The sequence below is a fragment of the Enterobacter sp. AG326 genome (assembly GCF_004362415.1).
Classification (GTDB): Bacteria; Pseudomonadota; Gammaproteobacteria; order Enterobacterales; family Enterobacteriaceae; genus Enterobacter; species Enterobacter asburiae.
The window spans coordinates 592,054-613,842 of the sequence record NZ_SNXG01000003.1 but is presented as its reverse complement, the minus strand read 5'-3'; the positions used below and the strand labels follow the sequence as shown (position 1 = coordinate 613,842).

The following is a 21,789-nucleotide window of genomic DNA, read 5'->3' as shown; positions in this document are numbered from 1 at the left end:
TTTATGAAATCTAAAATATATTTGAGAGTATCCTTCTGTCCTGTATGAGAAAGATGTATTTTGCACAGCCATTCCAGATAGTTAGCTATGGTTGTTATCCGAAAGTACTTAGTTGGTTTTTTGACATTTGAACTTCTAAAATTATCATTCTCGCCATCTCGAAAATTGAATGAAGTGAATTCGATCAAATCTTCAATTTCATGAGGAGCCAGAAATATCCTTTTCTGAATTCTTTCATCAATATTGATATTTTTTCTCATAAAGAATCGATATAACAATGAAATGCTCCCAGCGATAACCTTCATTGTTGATATAGACTCTGACCGATTCCTGACTTGTGTTGTTATATACAAGTTTGGATAATACAATGGCTCACCAGTATCTTTATTTACAACATGACAATATCTCTCACCATTTTCGAACATAAAAGAATCCACACAAATACTGCACATATTTTCCTCCTAAACTTTACAAAAAGTATAATTCCAATATATTAATAATAAGCATTTCGTAGATTTACAAATTTATTTGGATCGATTAAGATATTTATTTAAATTAAAACAGTGAGATAGACGATTATTCTTGTCAAATTATCATCTGGTAGATCTAGTTAATATTATGTACACCTAATACTTCGAAAACTATCTCACTGCCTTGCTAATAAACGGCAACCAAAATAATGTAAGTTATTCTGTAAAGTTTTAAGATAAATTATGCAGCCAAACTTTACATTTTCATAAAAAGCTCTTAATCCATTAGATATAAAATTATCCGCTTCGCTAGGAGTTTCAATTCATCAGGACATTTAATTAGAGATAACCAGGTCTCGTAAACATATATCTGTTTGCAAGCATTAAGCTCAGAGATCGAGTCTAAAGGTTCTCTCAGATTTCCTACAAGGTACTGACTGAGCCAGTAAATGATTTCTTTATTAAACTCGTTATTAGGTAAGTCATAAATCACTTCTTGGTCAAAGATCTTGTAAAAAAGATCTCCGCATAAATTGCACATATGGTTTTCTTCGCTTACAAATTCTTCGATATTCATAAAATCACTCCTAAGTTCAATTAAGCAACATTATTTCGACTTGTTTCGATAACAGACTGAATCCAGGTATCAATCTCACTTTCAACGAAAGCTACTGCACGACTTCCAATTTTGACAGGAGCAGGAAACTTACCATCGTTGATCAGACGATATATCCAGGCTTTTCCGTAGCCAGTTCGTTCGAGAACTTCTGGTAATCGTATTAGGCGGGTTGCTTGATTTTTCATTTCGTTATCCCTTGTCGTTGCGGTGAAGTCACTATACGAACAGTTGGGAAAAGAAAAGAGCGAAGCTCCTGAAGCGGAAGTTCTTCGTAGCTATGCAGGATGGTTTTCTCGAAGTTGGTGCCGTACAGAAAAGGGGAACTTGAGAGTAGCTGAAATTCCCCCGTTTTATAGCAAGTGTCAAAATGCCCGGTTTAAAGTAAAAATCGCAAAAAAAAGCACCATTCACAATGATGCCTTTAGTTAATTTTAACAATTAAAACAAATAGTTATAAATGTAATTCTAATCAGATAGTTTCATTACATCAGAGACTTTCATTTGCTTCAAATGGCTATTTTTGTTCATGAAGTAATGGAATTGTCGGATAAAGTCAGTTGTGCAGGATTTAAGAGCCAAAGGCCTGTCGGTATCTTTGATTTGGCTAGACTGCCTCATTTCGCTTTCTTCGTCATCGTCTGTATATAGCAGTCTGGATAACCTGTCGTCAGAGACACGGATTTTTTTAACGGCTGCCCACACCAGGATATCCAGCATAGGTATCACACGATAACTGATGAGTTTCTTGATAGTTCCATACCCAAAGCGAACTGATTCTAAAGGATCTGGTTCGATACCTTTGATTTTACGCCACTGCGGTAATGCAGCTTTAAGCGACTCTGCAATCTCTTCGTCTGTGCCACTTGCCAAATCAATCTCGAACATGACTGTTCGTGAAAACTGATCTGGCATAATATCTGAAAGTGATTCTTCCCGAAGATCTCTGTTTATTGAATAATTGTCATCACCATCCCAAACAAAACCTCCGCGTTGCATAGCAATGATGCTCGTTTCAGCAAGGCGATCAAGAGTTGTTAGAAAAAAATGGGGAGGCTGAAAAAGTTTATTGGCAGGAGTCATGTATCCCAGTTGCCCTTCTTCAATTAAAAAAGGATTGCCACTGAAAATTTTTGAGAAGTAACCCATAAGAGTTCTGCTCTCAAACTCTTCCCGATACTCCTTAAAGAACAAGTTACGAGCCCATATCTCATGGTAAAACTGGAGCAATGAGAGGTCTTCAAATTTGCGATATGTATCAATCTTAAACCAACTCTTGATGTCTTTTGTGTGCTCTGGTGACCAGTTGTTCAAAATCCATTCTCCACCTATGCTGGTACTGCCCTACGGATAGAATTCAGTTTCGCTGAAAAACTACCGCATTCACTAATCGGTGAAAAGCAGATCCTGCTTGCGCAGTTCAGCTACTAGCAGGGAGTTGAACTGAAGAATTTGTTTCCTTTTGATACAATTCTCCAATCCGCTAATCGTGATAACCCATACCATTACGATTTATGGTTCCTTTTTAGAACCACACATAAAATTCAAAGTATAAATAACATTAAAAATCAATGGTATGAATGGCTAATTACAGGGACGCCAGCCCACCAAAATTCTCCATCGGCGATCACCAGAGTCGACTGATGAAGTCCTGAAAGCCCGCACGGCGCAAGCCCTGCGGGCTTTTTTGTGCCCCATTCCCACAGTTCCGTCCATCCCTTTGACAAACATCAACCCCCTTCCCGCATCTCCTGTGCAAAATTACCCACACCACCCAGCGCTACGGAATAGCCGCTCAACCCGGAAGGAACCCCACCATGTACAGACCCATAACCGTTATTATCTTCATTCTTCTGACCCTCGCCGCCCTCGCAGAAATAGGCTTTTTATCCTTTGGATAATCCTCAGGCGAAATATCCCTCATCAGGGCACATTGATCTCATTACAGTTTTTTCCTAAAGCCATCCCGTTTCGCCTGTGCCATGCTGAATCACGCTCATAACCGATAACGTTAAATGAGGATATTATGAAAAAAACAATTATCGCATTATCTGCCGTTCTGCTGGCTTCCCCAGTATTTGCTGCGACCACACATGCAACTGACGATACCGTCGCTGCGGCGAACGCAAACGCCAACGAGGCGAAGCAAAAACTGCACGAAGAGCAGAACAAAGGTGAAGAGCTGAAGCTGAAACAGAAGCATGCTGCGGAAGGTAAAAGCGAGAGCCTGGGCAGCAAGGTCAGCGAAGATTCCCAGAAAGCCTGGCATAAAACCAAACAAGGCACCGAGAAAGGGTGGGATGCCACCAAAGAAGGCGCTGAGAAAGGCTGGAACAAAACCAAAGAAGGTGCCAGCGAGCTGGAAAAGAAAGTCACTGAGTAATCCCTTCGAAAGGCCGCACAAGCGGCCTTTTTTATTCCCCCCCGCCCTGCTTCCTGAAGGCTAAACTTGTCTCAGGAGGGCACCGTCATGAGCCACAAAGACACCGCACCAGAAACCCAGGGCGTTACCGTTGAACTACTCTCCATCGTCGATCTGGGCCCGGAGATCGCAGGCATGGACGGGCGTCAGCTTCGCATGCGCAGGGTAACGCTCGCCCCAGGCGCGGTCTTTGGTCCGGTGCACGATCATATCGATCGCCCCGGTACCGTTTTTATCATTGAGGGGACCATCACCGATCATCGTAACGGTATCGCCACCGATTACGGTCCCGGCGTCGGCTGGCCGGAAGACCATAATACGGTCCACTGGCTGGAAAACCGGGGCCCGGTTACCGCCGTCGAAATCTCGGTGGATATCGTTAAAACAGCCTGACGCATAAAAGCCGAATAGATCCCGGGGGTGACGCGTTTACTCCCTGCCCCCCTAAAAGAGATCCTGAGATGCTGCGACGCCTGGTAATAATGCTTGTTTTGGTTTGTCCGTGGGCGATGGCTGCCCCGAAGAGCTACATAATCGACACCGATAACACCGCCATTCGGCTGTCGTGGCATGCCTTCGGCGGTATCCTCTCCTGGGCGACGTTCAGCAGCGTGACGGGCGCCGTGACGCTCAATCCGGAAAACGATGTCGACGACCATATTCACGTCACCATTCCCGTAGCGACTCTCGTAGCCTCAAACAAGCTGCTCACCTGGCAGCTGAAAAGCGACATGTTTTTTGAATCTGAGCGTTATCCGACTATAGAGTTCATCAGCTCTCGCGTGGTCGCTCAGGGCGACGGGCGGTTCAGGGTGTTCGGCACGCTGACCGTACGAAACATTGCGCGCCCGGTGATCCTGGAAGCCATCGTGAAAGACCCGCACGCGCAGGCCCTCACCCTGGATGCCACGACGGCGATCTCGCGCGCGTCCTACGGGATGGATAAGTTTGCGCTGGTCGTGGACGATCGTATTGCCATCGCCATTGCGATTAAGACGAACGACGTGCCGTCATCCTGAGATGAGCCGCTGTAGCTGCTCCGCGTTTCCCCGCAGGTGAGACGGCGGGTTGCGGCCAATCAGGACAAACTGGTAGCCCTCCTCCTGCCACCACGCCAGGTTCATGCCGTGCCGCTGCTCCTGGCGCAGAGAGGCCGTCGTCTTCTCATCTACAGGAGAGATACAGAGCGCCATCGGGCCGTAGTCGGCGTTGATCCAGGCAATCTGCGCGATCGAGGTGGTTTCATAGCGCAGCATTCGCACCATTTTCAGCTCTGCCCCCTGCAGGACGAGCTGCGACATGTGCAGCTTCATGCCGATGTCCTGCGCGGCTCGTTCCAGCCCGCGCTGCAGGACCGGCATTGCGCTGTCCATATCCAGCAGCGTCTCGACGCTGTACAGGGACATATATTGCGCTTCGAGGTCGCGAATATGGGCGTTCTCATCCGCTGGCGCGGAAGCGGGCCGCAGCAGGTAGCCCAGCCCTGAACCGACCATCAAAAAGCTGACCGATGCGGCAATCAGCGCCCGCCTGCTGACGCCAGCCGGCGGGGAGGATTGTGGATCGGGAAGTGCTGCCAGACGCGCCTGCATTGTCTCCAGAGGTGCCTCATCCAGCAGAGAGGCAAACGCCCCGGCGAAATCCTGGCTGCTTTTCATCAGTTCGGCGGTTCGCCCGGAGAGGCGTTCGTCACTTTTCAACTGTTCTTCAAATTGCTGCGCGTCGGCGCGGCACATCTCGCCATCTATCCATGCCACGATAGCGTCGTCGTTATAGGGCGGTGCAAAACGGTATGAGTTCAAGAGCGTTTCTCCTTTACCGGAGGCAGTGCGTCAGCGGACCTGGCAAGCCGAGCCCGCGCCGTCGCCAGCCGGCTCATCACGGTACCGATCGGCACCGCCAGGGTCTCCGCCGCCTCCTGGTAGGTAAAGCCTTCGACATAAACCAAAAATACCGCGTTGCGCTGGGCTTCAGGCAGCGCGTTGACGCGCTGCATCACCTTCATATAATGCAGGCGCGTCTCATCCTGTTGGCGGGTGTCCGGCGCCAGAAGCTCGTCGCTGGCCACAAATCCCTGCCCCTGACGCACGTGTCGGGCCCGAAGCTCAGAGATCCAGATAGAGTGCAGTATCGCGAACAGCCACCTGTCGATGCGCGTGCCCGGCGTATACTGGCTGCTCCGTTCAAGCGCACGCACGCAGGTGGACTGAACCAGCTCTTCGGCGATATCCCTGTTTCGCGACAGCACCAGCCCATAGCGCCAGAGACGCGCCAGGTGTGCGGCTAACTGTTGACGAACCTCACTGGTAGCGATGTGTTTTCCCTCCACGAGAAAATCAGGATTCCGGATGTCCGTTGATGGCGGCCTGCAGGTCACGGTACTCCTCGCAAGACTGGCCACAAATACCGGCAATCACCTTCAGCTGTTCTTTCGCGAGGTCAGGACGTCCTTTTACCATCCACGCTTCACCGAGATATTCCCGGGCTTTGGCATAATCCGGTGCGATAGCCAGCGCGCGCTGGTAATAACCAATCCCTTCGTCCGTGCGGCCAAGCTTGCGCGTGGCGAACCCGCGATAGTTCCACGCTTCAGCCGTATTGCCATTTTTCAGCGAATCAAGCAGGTTGAGCGCCGCCTGGTACTCGCCTTTCTTCGCGAGATGGTACGCATAGTTGGTTTTGTCCTGGTCGCTGAGGGTGCTGCTCTTATCCGGCACGCATTTCTGGGTGGCGCTGTCATACACCTGTCCGGAAGGACAATCGGGCGTTTTGCTCTCGGTACTATTATTGCCCATTGCCAGCGCCAGGGGGGACAGCAGGGAAAAAATCAGCACCGGGATCAAACGAAACGAGGTCGTATTCATATAAAGCTCCAGGGTAAGAAGGGAGTGACGTCAGTAAACGCCCGACTGACGCTTTTTATTCATTCTCCCCGTAATTTTTTTGTTGTCGCAAAATCATGCTGATGTCGTAACCCCAATGGAAATTAATCAGGTTATTTTACCTTTTTCTTAACGCTATTATTTTCGCGTGATAGCAGAATTTTAACCCCGCATAAGAATATATTTTATTGTGCAAGTGACATAATATATCTTATATCAAAAACGTTACCCTAACTTAAATGCATATTAAGCGCGCTTAAACAATACCGTTTTACATTATATTAAAAATGTCTCCTACCAATTATCATACTGCGTAAATCATATTTAGAAGCGACATCGCAAGACAAGAATAAAACCATTAAAAACATATAATTACAATGGTTAAATTATTAACAACCCGTGTGTATTAATGTCCCCTTCATTGTTTTGGCACTTATTTACGAAAGCTTAATTTGCACAACCATCGTTTTCTGTCTATATCATTTTTATATTCTTGAAAATAATTCCTCTATTAATTACAGGGTTTTATAAGACACAAAACACCCATAAAACTGTTCTCTTTATAAGTCATTAGATTCGCTCTGATGTTGCCACTCTGAATTCTGGCGGGCATCGTGCGCGCTAAAAACAACGGTCAGTGCTGCGTGATAACAGCGACTGCGCCGGGGGCGCCCTTTACCTTCTGCAGAGATGGCTCGTCTTGCTCGCCGTTCATGATACATTTGCTGGAGTAATGCCTAAATGAGCCAAATCTCTGTTATATCGAAACTTACTGGCGTGGAAACGACCACGGAAGGCACACAGGTTACGCTGAGCCATTCCTCTATCGTTGAGCTTCATGTCGAGCGAGCGAGCGTCTCCCACTTCGCGCGAAATGGTAACGATCTGCTGGTTACGCTGCACTCCGGCGAGGTGATCACCCTTAAAAACTTCTACGTCACGGACGCGCAGGGCGTGAGCCAGCTGGTACTGCAGGACAGCCAGGGCGCATTATGGTGGATTGAAGATCCGACCGGAGCCGCCACGTACGAATCTATCGCGTCCACGGACGTGCTGCTTGCGGCCTCCGGGAGCGACACCGGGGGGGCCGCCATCTGGCCATGGGCTCTGGGCGGCATTGTCGCAGCAGGCGGCATCGCGGCGGCGGCAAGCACAGGCGGCGGCGGTGGAGATGACGGCAATAATAATAGCCCCAACCCCAACACACCCGTCGATCCTGCCGATCCGGATACAACGCCGCCGAACGCGCCTTCCGGCCTTAAGTTCTTTTCAGACGGTAAAACCGTCACCGGTACCGCCGAACCCGGCAGTACCATCACGCTGAAAGACGCGAACGGAAATGTTATTGGCTCAGGAAAAACGGGCAGCGACGGCAGCTTTACCGTCTCTCTCGGCACACCGTTGACCAACGGCGAGCAGGTGACTGCCACCGCGACGGATAACGCCGGGAATACCAGCCCGGGCACAACGCTCAACGCACCGGACACCACCGCGCCCGATGCGCCAGCAATCACCAGCGTAACGGACGATATTGCTCCGCAGACGGGGGCCGTCAGCAACGGCGGCAGCACCAACGATCAGCGCCCGCAGCTTACCGGTACCGGCGAGGCGGGCTCGACCGTGACGATTTATGACGGCGGAGTCGCTATTGGTACGGCGGTCGTCGCCAGCAACGGCACCTGGACCTTTACCCCGTCGGTTGACCTGAGTGAAAGCACTCATCAGATTACCGTGCGGGCAACCGACGCCGCGGGCAACACCGGGCCTGCCTCACCGGTGTTTACCCTGACGGTGGATCTTACTCCGCCGGACGCGCCGACCGCGATTGTGCTGACCGACGATACGGGCGTTATCAGGGGAACCATCACGTCGGGCGCGCTTACCGATGCTTCACTGCCGATCCTGGCGGGAACCGGCGAGCCCGGCGGAACCATCACCATTTACGATAACGGCGTGGTGGTTGGCACCACAACGGTTCAGCCCAACGGCACCTGGAGCGTCACGCCGAACGGCCCGCTCCCGGACGGGACACACTCCATAACCGTCACTGAAACCGATGCCGCCGGAAACCTGAGTGCGGCCTCAGAGCCTGTCATCTTCACCGTGGACACCACGCCGCCGTCTGCCCCGGGTAATCTCGTGGTGTCGAATGATGGCGGCACCATCAGCGGCATCGCGGAAGCTGGCAGCACGGTGACCATCCGTGAAGGCGATATCACCCTTGGTACGGTGGTTGCCGACAGCCAGGGTAACTTCAGCCTGACGCTGACCCCACCAAAAGTTAACGGCGAAATCCTGACCGCTGACGCTACCGACACGGCCGGCAACACCAGTCCAACCACCTCCGCGGCTTCACCGGATATTACCTCACCGCAGATGCCAATTATCGTATCGGTGATTGATGACGTGCAGGCCACCACCGGCCCCGTGGGCCAGAATGGCCTCACTAACGACACGACGCCGACGCTCACCGGCACAGCCGAACCGGGTTCAACCGTTACTATCCGTCTGGACGGTACTGATATTGGCACAGTGCTAACCGACAGCAACGGTCAGTGGTCTTACACCCCCATCACGCCGCTTGTCGAGGGCACTCACACTTTTACCGCCGTTGCTACCGATACGGCGGGTAACACCAGCCTCCCGTCGGAGGGCTTCACCTTGACCGTCGATATTACTCCGCCACCGGCAGCGACTATCGCTACCGTGACCGATGATGTCGGCGGCGTTCAGGGTCCGCTCAGCAGCGGCGATACCACGGATGACACCAAACCGCTGCTGCAGGGCACCGCCCCAGCTGATGCGGTAATCACCGTCTATGACGGCGCAACCCTGCTCGGCACTGCCACCCTTGACGGCAGCGGCGGCTGGAACTTTACGCCAACGACTCCACTCACCGACGGCCCGCATTCGCTGACGGTTCACGCCACGGATGCCGCAGGCAATACCAGTATCTCCAGCCCGTTCGCACTGGTAGTGGACACCACGCCACCGCTTGCCCCGGGTAATCTCGTGGTGTCGAATGATGGCGGCACCATCAGCGGCATCGCAGAAGCTGGCAGCACGGTGACCATTCGTGAAGGAGACGTCATCCTTGGCACAGCTGTTGCCGACAGTCAGGGTAACTTCAGCCTGACGCTGACCCCACCAAAAGTTAATAGCGAAATCCTGACCGCTGACGCTACCGACACGGCCGGCAACACCAGTCCAACCACCTCCGCGGCGGCACCGGATATTACCCCACCGCAGACGCCAGTTATCGTGTCGGTGATTGATGACGTGCAAGCCACCACCGGTCCCGTGGGCCAGAACGGCCTCACCAACGACCGGGCCCCGACCGTGAACGGAACGGGCGAAGCGGGCTCGACCATCACGATTTATAACGGCAGCGATGTCCTCGGTACGGTGGTTGTATCCTCCTCCGGCCAGTGGAGCTTTACGCCGCCCTCACCGCTGACCGATGGCACGTACGTGCTGACGGCAACGGCGACGGATCCCGCCGGTAACCCGAGCGGGTTATCAGACTCGTGGACAATTAACGTCGACGGGACGGCGCCTGGCGCCCCGGTGATTTCACAGGTTGTAAACGATATCCCAGGGCAGACCGGCACGATCGACCTGAATGGGACCACCAACGACTCCACCCCGACGCTCAGCGGTACCGCCGAAGCAAACGCGACGATCAGCCTGCGCGTGGACGGTGTTGAAATTGGTACAACCCTTGCCAATGGCCTCGGCGTATGGAGCTTTACCCCTTCCTCCCCAATCGGTGAAGGGTCCCATGCCCTGACCGCCGTCGCGACCGATGCGGCAGGCAACCCCAGCGGCGTCTCCAACACCTGGACTCTGACGATTGACAGCGTCGCGCCTGCCGCCCCGGTCATTACCCAGGTGCTGGACGATGTGCCGGAGCGCCTCGGTGCGCTCAATTCTGGCGACAGTACCAACGACACCACGCCAACGCTCAACGGCACCGCTGAGCCGGGCTCAACCGTCACCATTCGCCAGGACGGCGTCGATGTCACAACAATTGTGATCGACAGCAGCGGCACGTGGACCTATACCCCGACCACGCAGCTTGTTAACGGCACCTATACCTTTACCGCCGTCACCACCGATGGCGCGGGTAACACCAGCCAGCCGTCAGGCGGCTTCACCCTGACCGTCGATACCACGCCGCCAGCGGCGGCCACCATCGCCACCGTGACCGATGACGTCGGCGGCGTTCAGGGCACGCTTAACAGCGGCGATACCACGGATGACACCACGCCGCTGCTGCAGGGCACCGCCCCGGCTGATGCGGTAATCACCGTCTATGACGGTGCCACCCTGCTCGGCACCGCCACCCTTGACGGCAGCGGAGGCTGGAGCTTTACGCCAGTTACCCCGCTCACCGACGGCCCGCATTCCCTGACGGTTCACGCCACGGATGCCGCCGGCAATACCACTGTCTCCAGCCCGTTTGTGTTGACGGTAGATACCGTCGCGCCCGCCACGCCGGACATCCCGGCAATAACCGTCAATCCTGACGGAGCAGACACAACGCTGAACCCTGGCGAAACCACCCGCGACACCACGCCGACCCTGAGCGGTACCGGCACGGCGGGCGATACCGTGACGATCTACAACAACGGCGTCAAAATCGGCGACGCCGTCGTGGACAACACCGGCAACTGGTCGTGGACGCCATCAACCCCACTGCCCGGCGGCACCTATGACATCACCCTGACCGTCACCAACGTGGACGGCACGGGCAACGAAAGCGCCCCGTCGCAGCCGGTAACTATCACCATTGATACCGAAGCGCCGGCTACGCCTGCGGCACCGACCGTCACCGACAGCGTTACACAGATCACCGGCCCCGTTCCCGATGGCGGAACCACCAACGATCCGCGCCCGGTCCTGAGCGGCACCGGCACGCCGAACGACGTCATCAACATCACTGACACCGTCAACGGCATATCGACCGTCGTGGGCACCGTCACGGTAGACAGCAGCGGTAACTGGAGCTGGCGCCCTGGCAGCGACATTGCCGAGGGCAGCCACGCCTATACCGCCACCGCCACCGATGAAGCGGGCAACGTCTCTGACCCGTCTCCAGCGATTACGATCATCGTGGATACCCTGGCACCGGATACGCCGGTGATTAGTGCAGTGGGCGGTGAGCCGAACGGTGGCTACATCACGGATACCACACCGACAGTGGGCGGAACCGGCGTCAACGGTGAGACGGTGATCGTCTACAACAACGGCGTCGAAGTGGGCCGTGTCGTGGTGGTTAACGGGGAATGGAACCTGGCGCTTCCAACGCAAACGGACGGTCCGCTGAATATCACCGTTGCGGGTGTGGATGCGGCTGGCAACCTTAGCGCGCCGAGTTCGGTCTTTACGGTCACCCTCGATACCGTTGCGCCAGAGATCCCCGTCATTAGCACTGTAGCTGACAGCGAGCTGTCTAATAACGTGCTCTACACGAAGGACGGCACGCCAACCCTTACCGGGACCGGTGAACCCGGCACCACCGTTATCGTTTCCGTAGACGGCACGCCATCTACAGTGCTGGTGACGGTCCAGCCGGGCGGCACCTGGAGCTGGACTGCCGACACGACGCTGCCGGATGGTCCTCATACGTTCACAGTCTCTTCCAGCGATCCAGCGGGTAACTCCTCCGGTGATTCAGCACCGCTGAGCGTGACGGTGGATACCGCCGCGCCTGCCGACCCGATCAACATGGCCCTGGCTCAGGAAGGAACGCCGCTGACCGGTAACGCCGAGGCAGGAAGTACCATTACCGTGAAAGACAGCGGTGGGACCGTCATTGGTAGCGGCGTTGCCGCCAGCGACGGCAGCTTCTCGATTGCGCTGAGTCCGGCGCAGCTGGATCCGACCACGCTGACCGTGACCGCCACCGATGCCGCAGGAAATGCCAGCCCTGGCGCATCCTTTATCGTTACCGATTCACCGCTCGACCTGCCGCAGGTGCCCGTCATCACGGCGATTGTCGATGACGCGGATCCGGTCACCGGCGATGTGAAAGGCAAAACTACCAACGACACCACGCCAACGCTTACCGGTACGGCCGAAGCGGGCAGCCTGATAACCATCTATCAGGACGGTAGCGCGACGCCATTGACAACGGTGACCGCTGACGGCAGCGGCAACTGGAGCTATACGCCAGCCGCGCTTGGCGAGGGGCTGCACACCTTTGAAGTGACCGCGACCCTCAACGGCCAGACCAGCGGCCGCTCTCCGGCAGCCAGCGTCACCGTCGACCTCACCGCACCGGGCACGCCAGCTATCGGCGCGGTGATTGACGACGTCGGTCCGGGCACCGGCCCGCTGACCAGCGGCCAGATCACCAACGACAACCAGCCGACCCTCACCGGCACCGGCGCGGTGGGCGATACCATCTCCATCTACAACAACGGCGTGCTGCTGGGGACCGCGGAGGTCGGCAATACCGGCACCTGGAGCTATACGACGCCTGCCCTGGCTGAGGGTAATAACGTCCTGACCATCCGCGAGACCGATCCGGCGGGGAACCAGAGCGGTCCTTCGGCGGGCTTCACCGTCGTGGTGGACTCCGTTTCCGCCACGCCGGTTATCACCAACGTCACGGATAACGTCGGTAACGCTGCCACCACGGTGGTCAGCGGCACCGAGACGAACGACGCCACGCCAACCCTTTCGGGGACAGCGGATGCAAACAGCGTGGTGACCATTTTCGACGGCGGCACCCAGATTGCCGTGGTGACGGCTGACGGCACCGGCGCATGGACGTTTACGCCTGATACCGCGCTCGGCGAAGGCTCGCACAGCTTCACCGTCCGGGCGACCGATCCGCAGGGCAACGTCAGCGCAATCTCAGCCCCATGGAGCGTGGTGGTTGACCTGACGGCACCAACGGTTCCGACGCTGGATAATGTAAACGACGACGTCCCTGGCGGCGTCCTGGGCAACCTCACCAGCGGCCAGGTGACCAACGATAGCACCCCAACCATCAGCGGCACCGGGCAGGCGGGCAGCACGATTCACATCATGAACAACGGCACGCAGATTGGTACTGCGGTTGTTGACGGCAGCGGGAACTGGTCCTTTACGCCGACCGCGCCGCTGGGCGACGGCAGCTACTCCCTGCGCGCGTATGCAACGGATGCGGCAGGCAACGCCTCGGCGAACTCGTCGGTCTTTGCCTTTATCGTTGATACCGCAGCGCCAGGCGTACCGCTGGTGACCAGCGTGATTGACGACGTCGGCCCGGTCACCGGGACGCTCACGTCGGGTAACAGCACCAACGACGCGCGTCCAACCTTCAGCGGCACGGGCGACGTCGGTTCTACCGTGCACGTGATCGTTGATGGCAGCGAAATTGGCACTGCGGTAGTCAATGCCCAGGGCAGCTGGACCTTTACCCCGGGTACCGATCTGCCCGACGGGCCGCACGCCATCACCTTCAACGCTACCGACGCGGCGGGCAACGTGGGCACAGCAACGGCACCGTTTAACCTGACGGTGGATACGGGCGTGCCATCGGCGCCGGTCATTTCGACCGCGGGTGACAATGTGGGCAGCATTCAAACCCCGCTCTCTTCCGGGCAGAGCACCGACGACACCACGCCGACGCTGAACGGCACCGCGACCGCAAACGCCACTGTCACCGTGTATGAGAACGGCCAGCCGGTCGGCACCGTTCAGGCGGACGGTACCGGCGCATGGAGCTTTACGCCGTCAACGCCGCTGGCCAGCGGCAGCCATACCTGGACCGCCACGGTCACCGATGCAGCGGGCAACGTCAGCCCGACCTCGCCGGGCTTTACCCTGATTGTTGATACCGCGGCACCGAACGCGCCGGTTATCAGCCAGGCGATAGACGACGTGGGCAGCATCACCGGCCCGCTCACGTCCGGGCAAACAACCGACGATACCGTTCCGCGCCTTGTCGGGACCAGCGAACCGTTTGCCACCGTGAACATCTATGAGGGAGCAACCCTTGTCGGAACAGGCACCGCGGATGGCAACGGAAGCTGGAGTATCTTGCTCAACACCACGCTGACAGCAGGCGCGCACAGCTTCACCGCGCAGGCGACGGATGCGGCAGGCAACACCAGCGTGTCCTCCACCAGCTTCAGCCTCACCGTCGACACCACGCCGCCTGCGCTGCCGGTGCTGACCAGCATTCTGGATGATGTGGGCAATGCGGCAACGCCGGTGGCGAACGGCGGATTCACCAACGACGCGCAGCCAACCCTCAGCGGTACGGCGGAAGCCGGGTCAACGGTGAAAATCTTTGATAACGGCGTACAAATTGGCAGCGTGACGGCGACCGGCGGGGCGTGGAGCTTTACGCCATCCCCGGCGCTGAGCAACGGTCCGCACAATTTAACCTTTACCGCCACCGATGCGGTGGGCAACGCGAGCGCGCCTACCGCCGGGTATGTGATTAACGTCGATACCCTCGCGCCGGGCGCACCGGTCATCAGTTCGGTCATTGATGATGTCGGCAGCGTCACCGGGCCGGTGACCGGTACGAATCCGACCAACGACACGCGCCCAACGCTGAGCGGAACCGCCGAAGCAAATGCCACGGTGCGGATCTACGATGGCATTACGCTGGTGGGCACGGTGACCGCCGACGGCAGCGGAAACTGGACCCTGCCGCAAACCACCACGCTGACGCAAGGAACGCATAACCTCACCGCCACGGCCACCGATGCGGCGGGCAACACCAGCGTGGCGTCAGCCGTGACGACGATTATCGTCGATACAACCGCCCCAACGGCGCCAACCGGAACCTTCAACGCCGACGGTAGCGTCCTGACCGGAACTGCGGAAGCAGGCAGCACCGTCGCGATCCGCCTTGCGGACGGCTCGACGGTGACCGCCATTGCGGGCAGCAACGGCACCTACACCTACACCTTCATTAACAAACAGACCGAAGGCCAGACGCTGCAGATCACCGCCACCGATGCCGCGGGCAACACCTCGCTGCCGGGCTCCGCCCTTGCGCCGGTGGTGCCGCTCTCCGCCAGCAATAACGTCGAAGAGCTGAACCTTAGCACCACTGCAACCGTGACCAACAGCCAGTACAGCGATTACGGCTTCCTGCTGGTCGGCGCCGTCGGCAACGTCCTTACGCTGCTGGGCAATGATACGGCCCAGGTCAACTTCACGGTGGGCAGCGGCGGCAGCGCGGATATCGTGGTGAACGCCAACGCCACGGGAGCGGTGCTCTCTCTGCTCAACACCCTTGAGCTGGTGGTTCAGCATTACGTCAACGGCGCCTGGACCACCGTGGTGGACACCGGCCAACCGCAGTTTGCCGATCTCCTGACCCTCGGCGCAACCGGCGTCTCGCTGAACCTGACCGGGCTGGCCGACGGCAACTATCGCGTGCTCAGCTACAACACCAACCTGCTGGCGACCGGCTCCTACACCAGCCTCGACGTGGCGGTGAAAGAGACCGGTCCGGGTACGGTCACGGGCGAAACCAGCCTCAACGGCAACGTGATCCTCGATACGGACCCGACCGCAGGCAGCGACAACGCGCCGGCCGGAACCACCATCTCCGCAGTCACTAACGGACAGGGCGTCACCACCAGCGTGAACGCCGACGGCACGGTGATCCAGGGGCAGTACGGTACGCTGACTATTAACCGCGACGGCAGCTACACCTACAACCTGACCGACACCAGCGCCGCGGTCATTGGCCGGACGGAGAGCTTCACCTACACCATTACCCATAACGGCGTCAGCGCGTCGGCGCAGCTGGTGCTGTCTCTGGGTGCCGGTACGGTAATCAATGGCATTGTGGCGGTGGACGACACGGCCTCGCTGACCTTTGACACCACCGTGAGCGAGATTAATAACGGCGCCTCGTCTCAGGGTGGCTTTACAGTGGTGGGCATTAATCTCGGCAACACGCTGGGGCTTAACCTGCTGGACGACATGACCAACCCGATTATCTACAACGTGGAGGAAGGCACGACCCGCACCATGACCATCCAGGCCTCCGTGGGCGGCGTGGCGCTGGCGTCGGTATTCGATCTGTACGTCTATAAGTTCAACAACGCCACCCAGACGTTCGAGCAGGTTCGCGTCGAGTCGGGCTGGCTGCGCGCCCCGCTTCTGGGGGGAACGTCATCCCAGCTGACGCTGAATCTGCCTGCCGGGGAGTACCTGTTCTTACTCAATACCGCATCGGGGATCGCCGTCCTGACGGGTTACACGCTGAGCGTTCTGCAGGATCATGTCTACAGCGTGGCGAGCATCAGCGAAACCACCACGGGCGACGTGCTGGCGAATGACCCTGTTCCGGCGGGCACGGTGGTCACCGAAGTGAACGGCGTGGCGGTCAACAGCAGTGGAACAACCGACATTCAGGGGGAATACGGCACGCTGACCATCAATTCGTCCGGTCAGTACACCTACACCCTGAGAAGCGGCGTGGGGGCAGACCATATCAGCACGCCGGACACCTTCGTCTACACCGTTACCGCGCTAGACGGCTCGAAGGATACGGCATCGCTTAACATCACCCCAACCGCGCAGGCGATGAATGCGGTGAACGATGTCAGCGCCACGATGGATCTCACCTCGGTGCACCACACGTCGGTCTACTCGGATACCACCGTGGGCGTCGCCAACTGGACGACGGCGCTGTTTTCGTCAACCCAGGGCTCCGGTAGCGGAACCTTCGTGGTCGACGCGAACACCGCGCTGCACAACGCGTCGCTGCACTTTAACGTGGCCTCTCTGCTGTCGCTGGGCGGACTGACGGTGAACTGGTCCATCAGCGACGGCTCGGGCGTGATCCGCAGCGGCTCCTTCAGCGGCGGCTCGCTGCTGGGCGGCAGTATCGACGTCCCGCTGACCGGGCTGGATCTCAACGCCGGGACCTATACGCTGAACTTTACCGGTAGCGTACCGGGGTTGAGCGTCGGGACCATCACCATCACGCCAAGCGTGAACGGCACCACCTACTCGCTGAGTGATTTCGACGTCACCGGCAGCCACACCGTCAACGGCAATATCTTTGACGGCACCGATTCTGGCGGCGTGCTGGATCAGCTCCACTCGGTGGATACCCGTCTGAGCGTGACCGGTTACAACGGCGTTACCACCACGCTGGATCCGTATACCGGCAGCGCAACGGTGAACATCACCGGCCATTACGGCATCCTGGCGATCGGCGCTGACGGTCATTACACCTATACCCTCAACAGCGGGGTATCGCTCTCATCCATGACGTCGAAGGAGACCTTCAACTACACCCTGACCGATGCCAACGGCAACACGGATACCGCCACGCTGACCATCAATATGGCGCCGCAGTTCATCAGCTCGGAGCATAACGACGCCATCACCGGTACGGCCTACGGCGATACGCTGATTTACCAGGTGCTGAACAGTACGGTGGGGAATGCCACGGCGGGTAACGTCAGCAGCACCGCGGGCGATCACTGGACCGGCTTCTCGCTGGCGCAGGGGGACAAAATCGACATCGGCGATCTGCTGGTGGGCTGGAACGGTAGCGCCTCGACGCTGGGGAATTATCTCCATGTCACTAATAGTAATGGCAATACCGTGATCTCCATCGACCGTGACGGTACAGGGAGCACCTACACTAATACTGCACTCGTTACGCTTGATGGCGTTCAGACCACCTACGACGAGCTTGTTAACCAGCAACACATCATTACCTGATAGCACCTGCAAGAGATGACCCGGGCGCACAGCGCCCGGGCATAAATAATAAAGACATACTCTTTTTAATAGGGACATGACATGGGAATGAAGATGCCTCACTGGTGGCTCTCGTGCTGCCTGATATCTGTGCCCGCTCTCTGCGCAAACCCGGCTGCAATCATCAATACCGGGCAGCTTCGCGAAACGCAGGAACTCCCCTCGCTCAATGGCCGCGTCGCACCTGCGGCCGGCAAAGCCGCACCCGGTTCATTGCAGCTTGGCGATGCCGTTAACCGCGCCGTCACCTGGCACCCGGCCATCAGCGAAGCCGTGGGAAAACTCTATGAACAGAGCGAAGAGGTGGACGTCGCTAAATCAAAATACTATCCGCAGATTAATGCCGGCGTGGACAGCGGTTATTCCCATGACGGCGACCAGAACGGCTTTACGCCGTCGCTGGTGCTCTCTCTCTCACAGATGCTCTACGACTTTGGCAAAGTGGCCAGCCAGGTGCGCGCCGAGAGCGCGGGTGTTGCCCAGCAGCAGGCCAACGTGCTGGTGAGTATCGACACTATTGCTCACGATACCGCCATCGCCATGGTGCAGGTGCAAACCTTGCAGCAGATGGTCGACACCGCTAAAGAACAGCTCGACGCCCTCTCCTCGATTGGCTCTCTGACCCGCCAGCGTAACGACGAAGGGGCCACGTCGCTTTCTGACGTGGTGCAGACCGATGCGCGCATTGAAGGCGCGCGCGCCCAGCTGATGCAGTACCAGGCCAGCCTGGACAGCGCTCGCGCCACGCTGATGAGCTTTCTCGGCTGGAACAGCCTGAACGCAATCAGCAATGATTTCCCGCCGAAGCTGGGCCGGAGCTGCGACATCGCCGAGCCGGACGACCGCCTGGTGCCCGCGGTACTTGCCGCCTGGGCGCAGGCTAACGTCGCCCAGGCGAACCTCGATTACGCCGACGCGCAGATGACGCCCACCGTCTCGCTGGAGCCGGAGGTGCGTCACTACATGAACGATAGCTATGCGGGCAGCGACACGCGAGATCGCACCCAGTATTCCGCCTGGGTGAAAGTGCAGATGCCGCTCTACCAGGGCGGCGGCCTCACCGCCCGGCGTAACGCTGCCGGACACGCGGTGGAGGCGGCGCAGTCCACCATTCAGCGTACGCGCCTTGACGTCCGCCAGAAGCTGATGGAAGCCCGCAGCCAGGTGATGAGCCTGCAAAGCACGCTGCAAATTCAGGGCCGCCAGGAAGCCCTCAGCGCCCGCACCCGCGAACTGTACCAGCAGCAGTATCTCGATCTCGGTTCGCGCCCGCTGCTCGACGTGCTCAATGCCGAGCAGGAGGTCTATCAGGCGCGCTTCACCCAGCAGCAGACCCTCGGTCAGCTGCACCAGCTGCAGCTCAACTGCCTGTATAACACCGGGCAGCTGCGTCATGCGTTCGATCTTGATAACCGCACCATCCAGACCGTGGAGATCCAGCCATGAAGCAGCGTGATATCCCGCAAGGTGAAAACATGACGGATGAGGCGCTGGCGCAGTGGGCGCAGGCCTTTGGTTTTGTCGCCACGCGTTACCGCGTCGCCTGCTCTCCCGGCGCGCTGATCGCAGGCGCACCGTGGCTAAAAGGCAAACCGATGGTGCCCGCCCTCACCCAGCTGGCCCGCGAAGCGGGGCTGTCGTTTCAGCTCCTTACCGACGATCGGCAGGCGATCAACAGCTGGCGTCTGCCGGTGGTGGTGGCGATGAATGACGGCAGGATCGGCGTGATCGAGCATTTCGACGGGGACGATACGCTGGAGGTCAGCTTTTTCGACAATGAGACCTACACCAACCGGCTGTCGATGACGGCGATGCTGCCCGCTATCCGCCACGTTATTGCCCTGCGTCCACTCGCCGCGCTGAAGGACAGCCGCGTGGACGCCTATATCTCAAAGTACCGTCCGGACTGGCTCTACCGGCTGGTGATGCGCGACCTGCGCCCCTACAGCTGGGTCATGCTGGCCGCCCTCTTTATCAACGTGCTGTCGCTCTCCGGGATCGTCTTTTCCATGCAGGTCTATGACCGGGTGATCCCCGCCCAGTCCTATCCGACGCTTTACGTCCTGACCATCGGGGTGCTGATTGCCACCCTGTTTGGCTTTGTGCTGCGCGTGGCGCGCGGGCACATTATGGATCTGCTGGGCAAGCGCTCGGATATGCGCGTTTCGGATCGCGTCTTCGGCCACGCGCTGCGGCTGCGCAACAGCGCGATCCCCCGCTCCACCGGCAGCTTTATCTCTCAGCTGCGCGAGCTGGAGCAGATCCGCGAGATGGTGACCTCGTCCACCATCTCGACGATAGTCGACCTGCCCTTCTTTCTCCTGTTCGTGGTGGTGCTGGCGATCATCGCCCCGCAGCTGGCGTGGATCGCCCCGGTCGCGGCGGTGATCATGGTCCTGCCCGGCCTGCTGCTGCAGAAGAAGCTGGCGGAGCTGGCGAAACAGTCGGCCCATGAATCGACCCTGCGCAACGCAGTGCTGGTGGAGAGCGTTCAGGGGCTGGAGGACATCAAGCTGATGCAGGCGGAAAACCGCTTTTTGCAGCAGTGGAACAGCTATATCCAGATCACCGCGGAATCCGGCCTGCGCACCCGCGAGCTAACGCAGAACCTGATCAGCTGGGGGATGACCATTCAGAGCCTGGTCTACGCCGGGGTGATTGTGGTCGGCGCCCCGATGGTGATCGACGGCACCCTGACCACCGGCTCGGTGGTCGCCGCGTCGATGCTGGCCTCCCGCATGATCGCCCCGATGGCGACGCTGTGCGGCGTGCTGGCGCGCTGGCAGCAGGTCAAAGCGGCAAAAGAGGGGCTGGACAGCATCATGCAGCTTCCCACCGAAAATCAGCGCGAGGAGACGCCGATCCGCCAGGACGTGCTGCGCGGACACTATCTTTTCGAGCAGGCTCAGTTCCGCTATCAGCCGGACGATCCGCGCATGGCGCTGCGCATTAACCGGCTGGAGATCCGGCCGGGAGAAAAAGTGGCGATCCTCGGGCGCAACGGCGCGGGCAAATCGACCCTGCTGCAGGCCATGGCGGGCGGGATGGATCTGGCGGCCGGCGAGCTGCGTCTTGATAACTTCAGCCTGCCGCACCTCGACGTCGCCGACGTCCGGCGCAACGTCGGCTTTATGACCCAGAACGCGCGGCTGTTTTACGGCACCCTGCGCGAAAACATCACCCTCGGCATGCCGCGCGCCACCGACGAAGAGATCTTTGAGGTGCTGGAGATGACCGGCGCGGCAGGCTTCGTGCAGAGGCTGCCCAAGGGGCTGGACTACCCGATCATGGAAAACGGCGTGGGATTATCCGGCGGGCAACGCCAGTCGATTCTGCTGGCGCGAATGCTGCTGCGCGATCCGAATATTGTGCTGATGGATGAACCCACCGCGTCGCTGGACGAGCACACCGAGCGGGAATTCATCCAGCGTCTGGGTGACTGGCTCGGGCATCGCACCCTGATTGTCGCCACGCATCGCGTACCGGTGCTGGAACTGGTGGAGCGCGTCGTGGTGTTGAAAGAGGGGATGCTGGTGATGGACGCGCCAAAGGCCCAGGCGCTGAACAACAGCCGTATGCAGCAGCAGCAGCAACAGCAGCAGGCAGCAACCGGACGGGAGTGGAAAAATGAAAATCAGTCAGCGTGACGTGGCGGCA

At 57.8% G+C, this 21,789-nt stretch carries 12 protein-coding genes and 1 pseudogene; 6 read left to right on the top strand and 7 right to left on the bottom strand.

From position 1 onward, the window contains the following. The 4 genes and pseudogenes from DFO52_RS14420 to DFO52_RS14405 all read right to left on the bottom strand — a co-directional run. Positions 1–452, bottom strand: a pseudogene (locus tag DFO52_RS14420) (site-specific integrase); the annotation flags it as partial. Between the two features lie 295 nt (positions 453–747). Then, on the bottom strand, positions 748–1,047 hold the full coding sequence (locus DFO52_RS23305) for a hypothetical protein (RefSeq protein ID WP_001019190.1): 300 nt from the start codon (positions 1,045–1,047) through the stop codon (positions 748–750). Between the two features lie 20 nt (positions 1,048–1,067). Next, positions 1,068–1,274 carry an AlpA family transcriptional regulator gene (locus DFO52_RS14410; RefSeq protein WP_000795663.1) on the bottom strand — a complete coding sequence of 69 codons (207 nt, stop codon included), beginning with the start codon at positions 1,272–1,274 and terminating at the stop codon, positions 1,068–1,070. 280 nt (positions 1,275–1,554) lie between these two features. After that, positions 1,555–2,400, bottom strand: coding sequence for a DUF6387 family protein (locus DFO52_RS14405; protein ID WP_001067212.1), 846 nt, complete (start codon positions 2,398–2,400; stop codon positions 1,555–1,557). A gap of 712 nt (positions 2,401–3,112) precedes the next feature. Between DFO52_RS14405 and DFO52_RS14400 the strand changes: the two genes are divergently transcribed. The 3 genes from DFO52_RS14400 (at position 3,113) to DFO52_RS14390 (ending at position 4,527) form a co-directional block, all read left to right on the top strand. Next, positions 3,113–3,469 carry a hypothetical protein gene (locus DFO52_RS14400; protein WP_029740047.1) on the top strand — a complete coding sequence of 119 codons (357 nt, stop codon included), beginning with the start codon at positions 3,113–3,115 and terminating at the stop codon, positions 3,467–3,469. Positions 3,470–3,556: 87 nt separating this feature from the next. Further along, a complete protein-coding gene (locus DFO52_RS14395) occupies positions 3,557–3,901 on the top strand; it encodes a cupin domain-containing protein (protein ID WP_133550631.1) in 345 nt (114 codons plus the stop codon). A 68-nt stretch (positions 3,902–3,969) separates the two neighbouring features. After that, positions 3,970–4,527 carry a YceI family protein gene (locus DFO52_RS14390; protein ID WP_133550630.1) on the top strand — a complete coding sequence of 186 codons (558 nt, stop codon included), beginning with the start codon at positions 3,970–3,972 and terminating at the stop codon, positions 4,525–4,527. Here DFO52_RS14390 and DFO52_RS14385 read toward each other — a convergent pair. From DFO52_RS14385 to DFO52_RS14375, 3 genes are read right to left on the bottom strand one after another with little or no spacing between them, the layout of a single operon-like run. Beyond that, a complete protein-coding gene (locus DFO52_RS14385) occupies positions 4,519–5,310 on the bottom strand; it encodes a hypothetical protein (RefSeq protein ID WP_133550629.1) in 792 nt (263 codons plus the stop codon). The two genes, DFO52_RS14390 and DFO52_RS14385, sit on opposite strands and share 9 nt — an antisense overlap. Continuing rightward, positions 5,307–5,837: a sigma-70 family RNA polymerase sigma factor gene (locus DFO52_RS14380; RefSeq protein WP_080750204.1), complete on the bottom strand. Its 531-nt coding sequence runs from the start codon at positions 5,835–5,837 to the stop codon at positions 5,307–5,309. Before DFO52_RS14380 ends, DFO52_RS14385 begins: the two co-directional genes overlap by 4 nt. Before the next feature lie 7 nt (positions 5,838–5,844). Next, positions 5,845–6,372: a tetratricopeptide repeat protein gene (locus tag DFO52_RS14375; RefSeq protein WP_047646195.1), complete on the bottom strand. Its 528-nt coding sequence runs from the start codon at positions 6,370–6,372 to the stop codon at positions 5,845–5,847. Between the two features lie 759 nt (positions 6,373–7,131). Between DFO52_RS14375 and DFO52_RS14370 the strand changes: the two genes are divergently transcribed. The 3 genes from DFO52_RS14370 to DFO52_RS14360 all read left to right on the top strand — a co-directional run bounded on the left by DFO52_RS14370 (position 7,132) and on the right by DFO52_RS14360 (position 21,779). Then, positions 7,132–18,093: a BapA/Bap/LapF family large adhesin gene (locus tag DFO52_RS14370; protein ID WP_133550628.1), complete on the top strand. Its 10,962-nt coding sequence runs from the start codon at positions 7,132–7,134 to the stop codon at positions 18,091–18,093. Positions 18,094–18,174: 81 nt separating this feature from the next. Continuing rightward, positions 18,175–19,578: a TolC family outer membrane protein gene (locus DFO52_RS14365; RefSeq protein WP_133550627.1), complete on the top strand. Its 1,404-nt coding sequence runs from the start codon at positions 18,175–18,177 to the stop codon at positions 19,576–19,578. Then, positions 19,575–21,779 (top strand): type I secretion system permease/ATPase, encoded by a 2,205-nt coding sequence (locus tag DFO52_RS14360; RefSeq protein ID WP_133550626.1) that lies wholly within the window; start codon positions 19,575–19,577, stop codon positions 21,777–21,779. The genes DFO52_RS14365 and DFO52_RS14360 overlap by 4 nt, the downstream gene beginning before the upstream one ends. The last annotated feature ends 10 nt before the right edge of the window (positions 21,780–21,789 follow it).

Coding starts and splice junctions, on each gene's coding strand:
- DFO52_RS23305 (WP_001019190.1), bottom strand. CDS start 1,047: ATGAATATCGAAGAATTTGTAAGCGAAGAAAACCATATGTGCAATTTA.
- DFO52_RS14410 (WP_000795663.1), bottom strand. CDS start 1,274: ATGAAAAATCAAGCAACCCGCCTAATACGATTACCAGAAGTTCTCGAA.
- DFO52_RS14400 (WP_029740047.1), top strand. CDS start 3,113: ATGAAAAAAACAATTATCGCATTATCTGCCGTTCTGCTGGCTTCCCCA.
- DFO52_RS14395 (WP_133550631.1), top strand. CDS start 3,557: ATGAGCCACAAAGACACCGCACCAGAAACCCAGGGCGTTACCGTTGAA.
- DFO52_RS14390 (WP_133550630.1), top strand. CDS start 3,970: ATGCTGCGACGCCTGGTAATAATGCTTGTTTTGGTTTGTCCGTGGGCG.
- DFO52_RS14375 (WP_047646195.1), bottom strand. CDS start 6,372: ATGAATACGACCTCGTTTCGTTTGATCCCGGTGCTGATTTTTTCCCTG.
- DFO52_RS14370 (WP_133550628.1), top strand. CDS start 7,132: ATGAGCCAAATCTCTGTTATATCGAAACTTACTGGCGTGGAAACGACC.
- DFO52_RS14365 (WP_133550627.1), top strand. CDS start 18,175: ATGGGAATGAAGATGCCTCACTGGTGGCTCTCGTGCTGCCTGATATCT.
- DFO52_RS14360 (WP_133550626.1), top strand. CDS start 19,575: ATGAAGCAGCGTGATATCCCGCAAGGTGAAAACATGACGGATGAGGCG.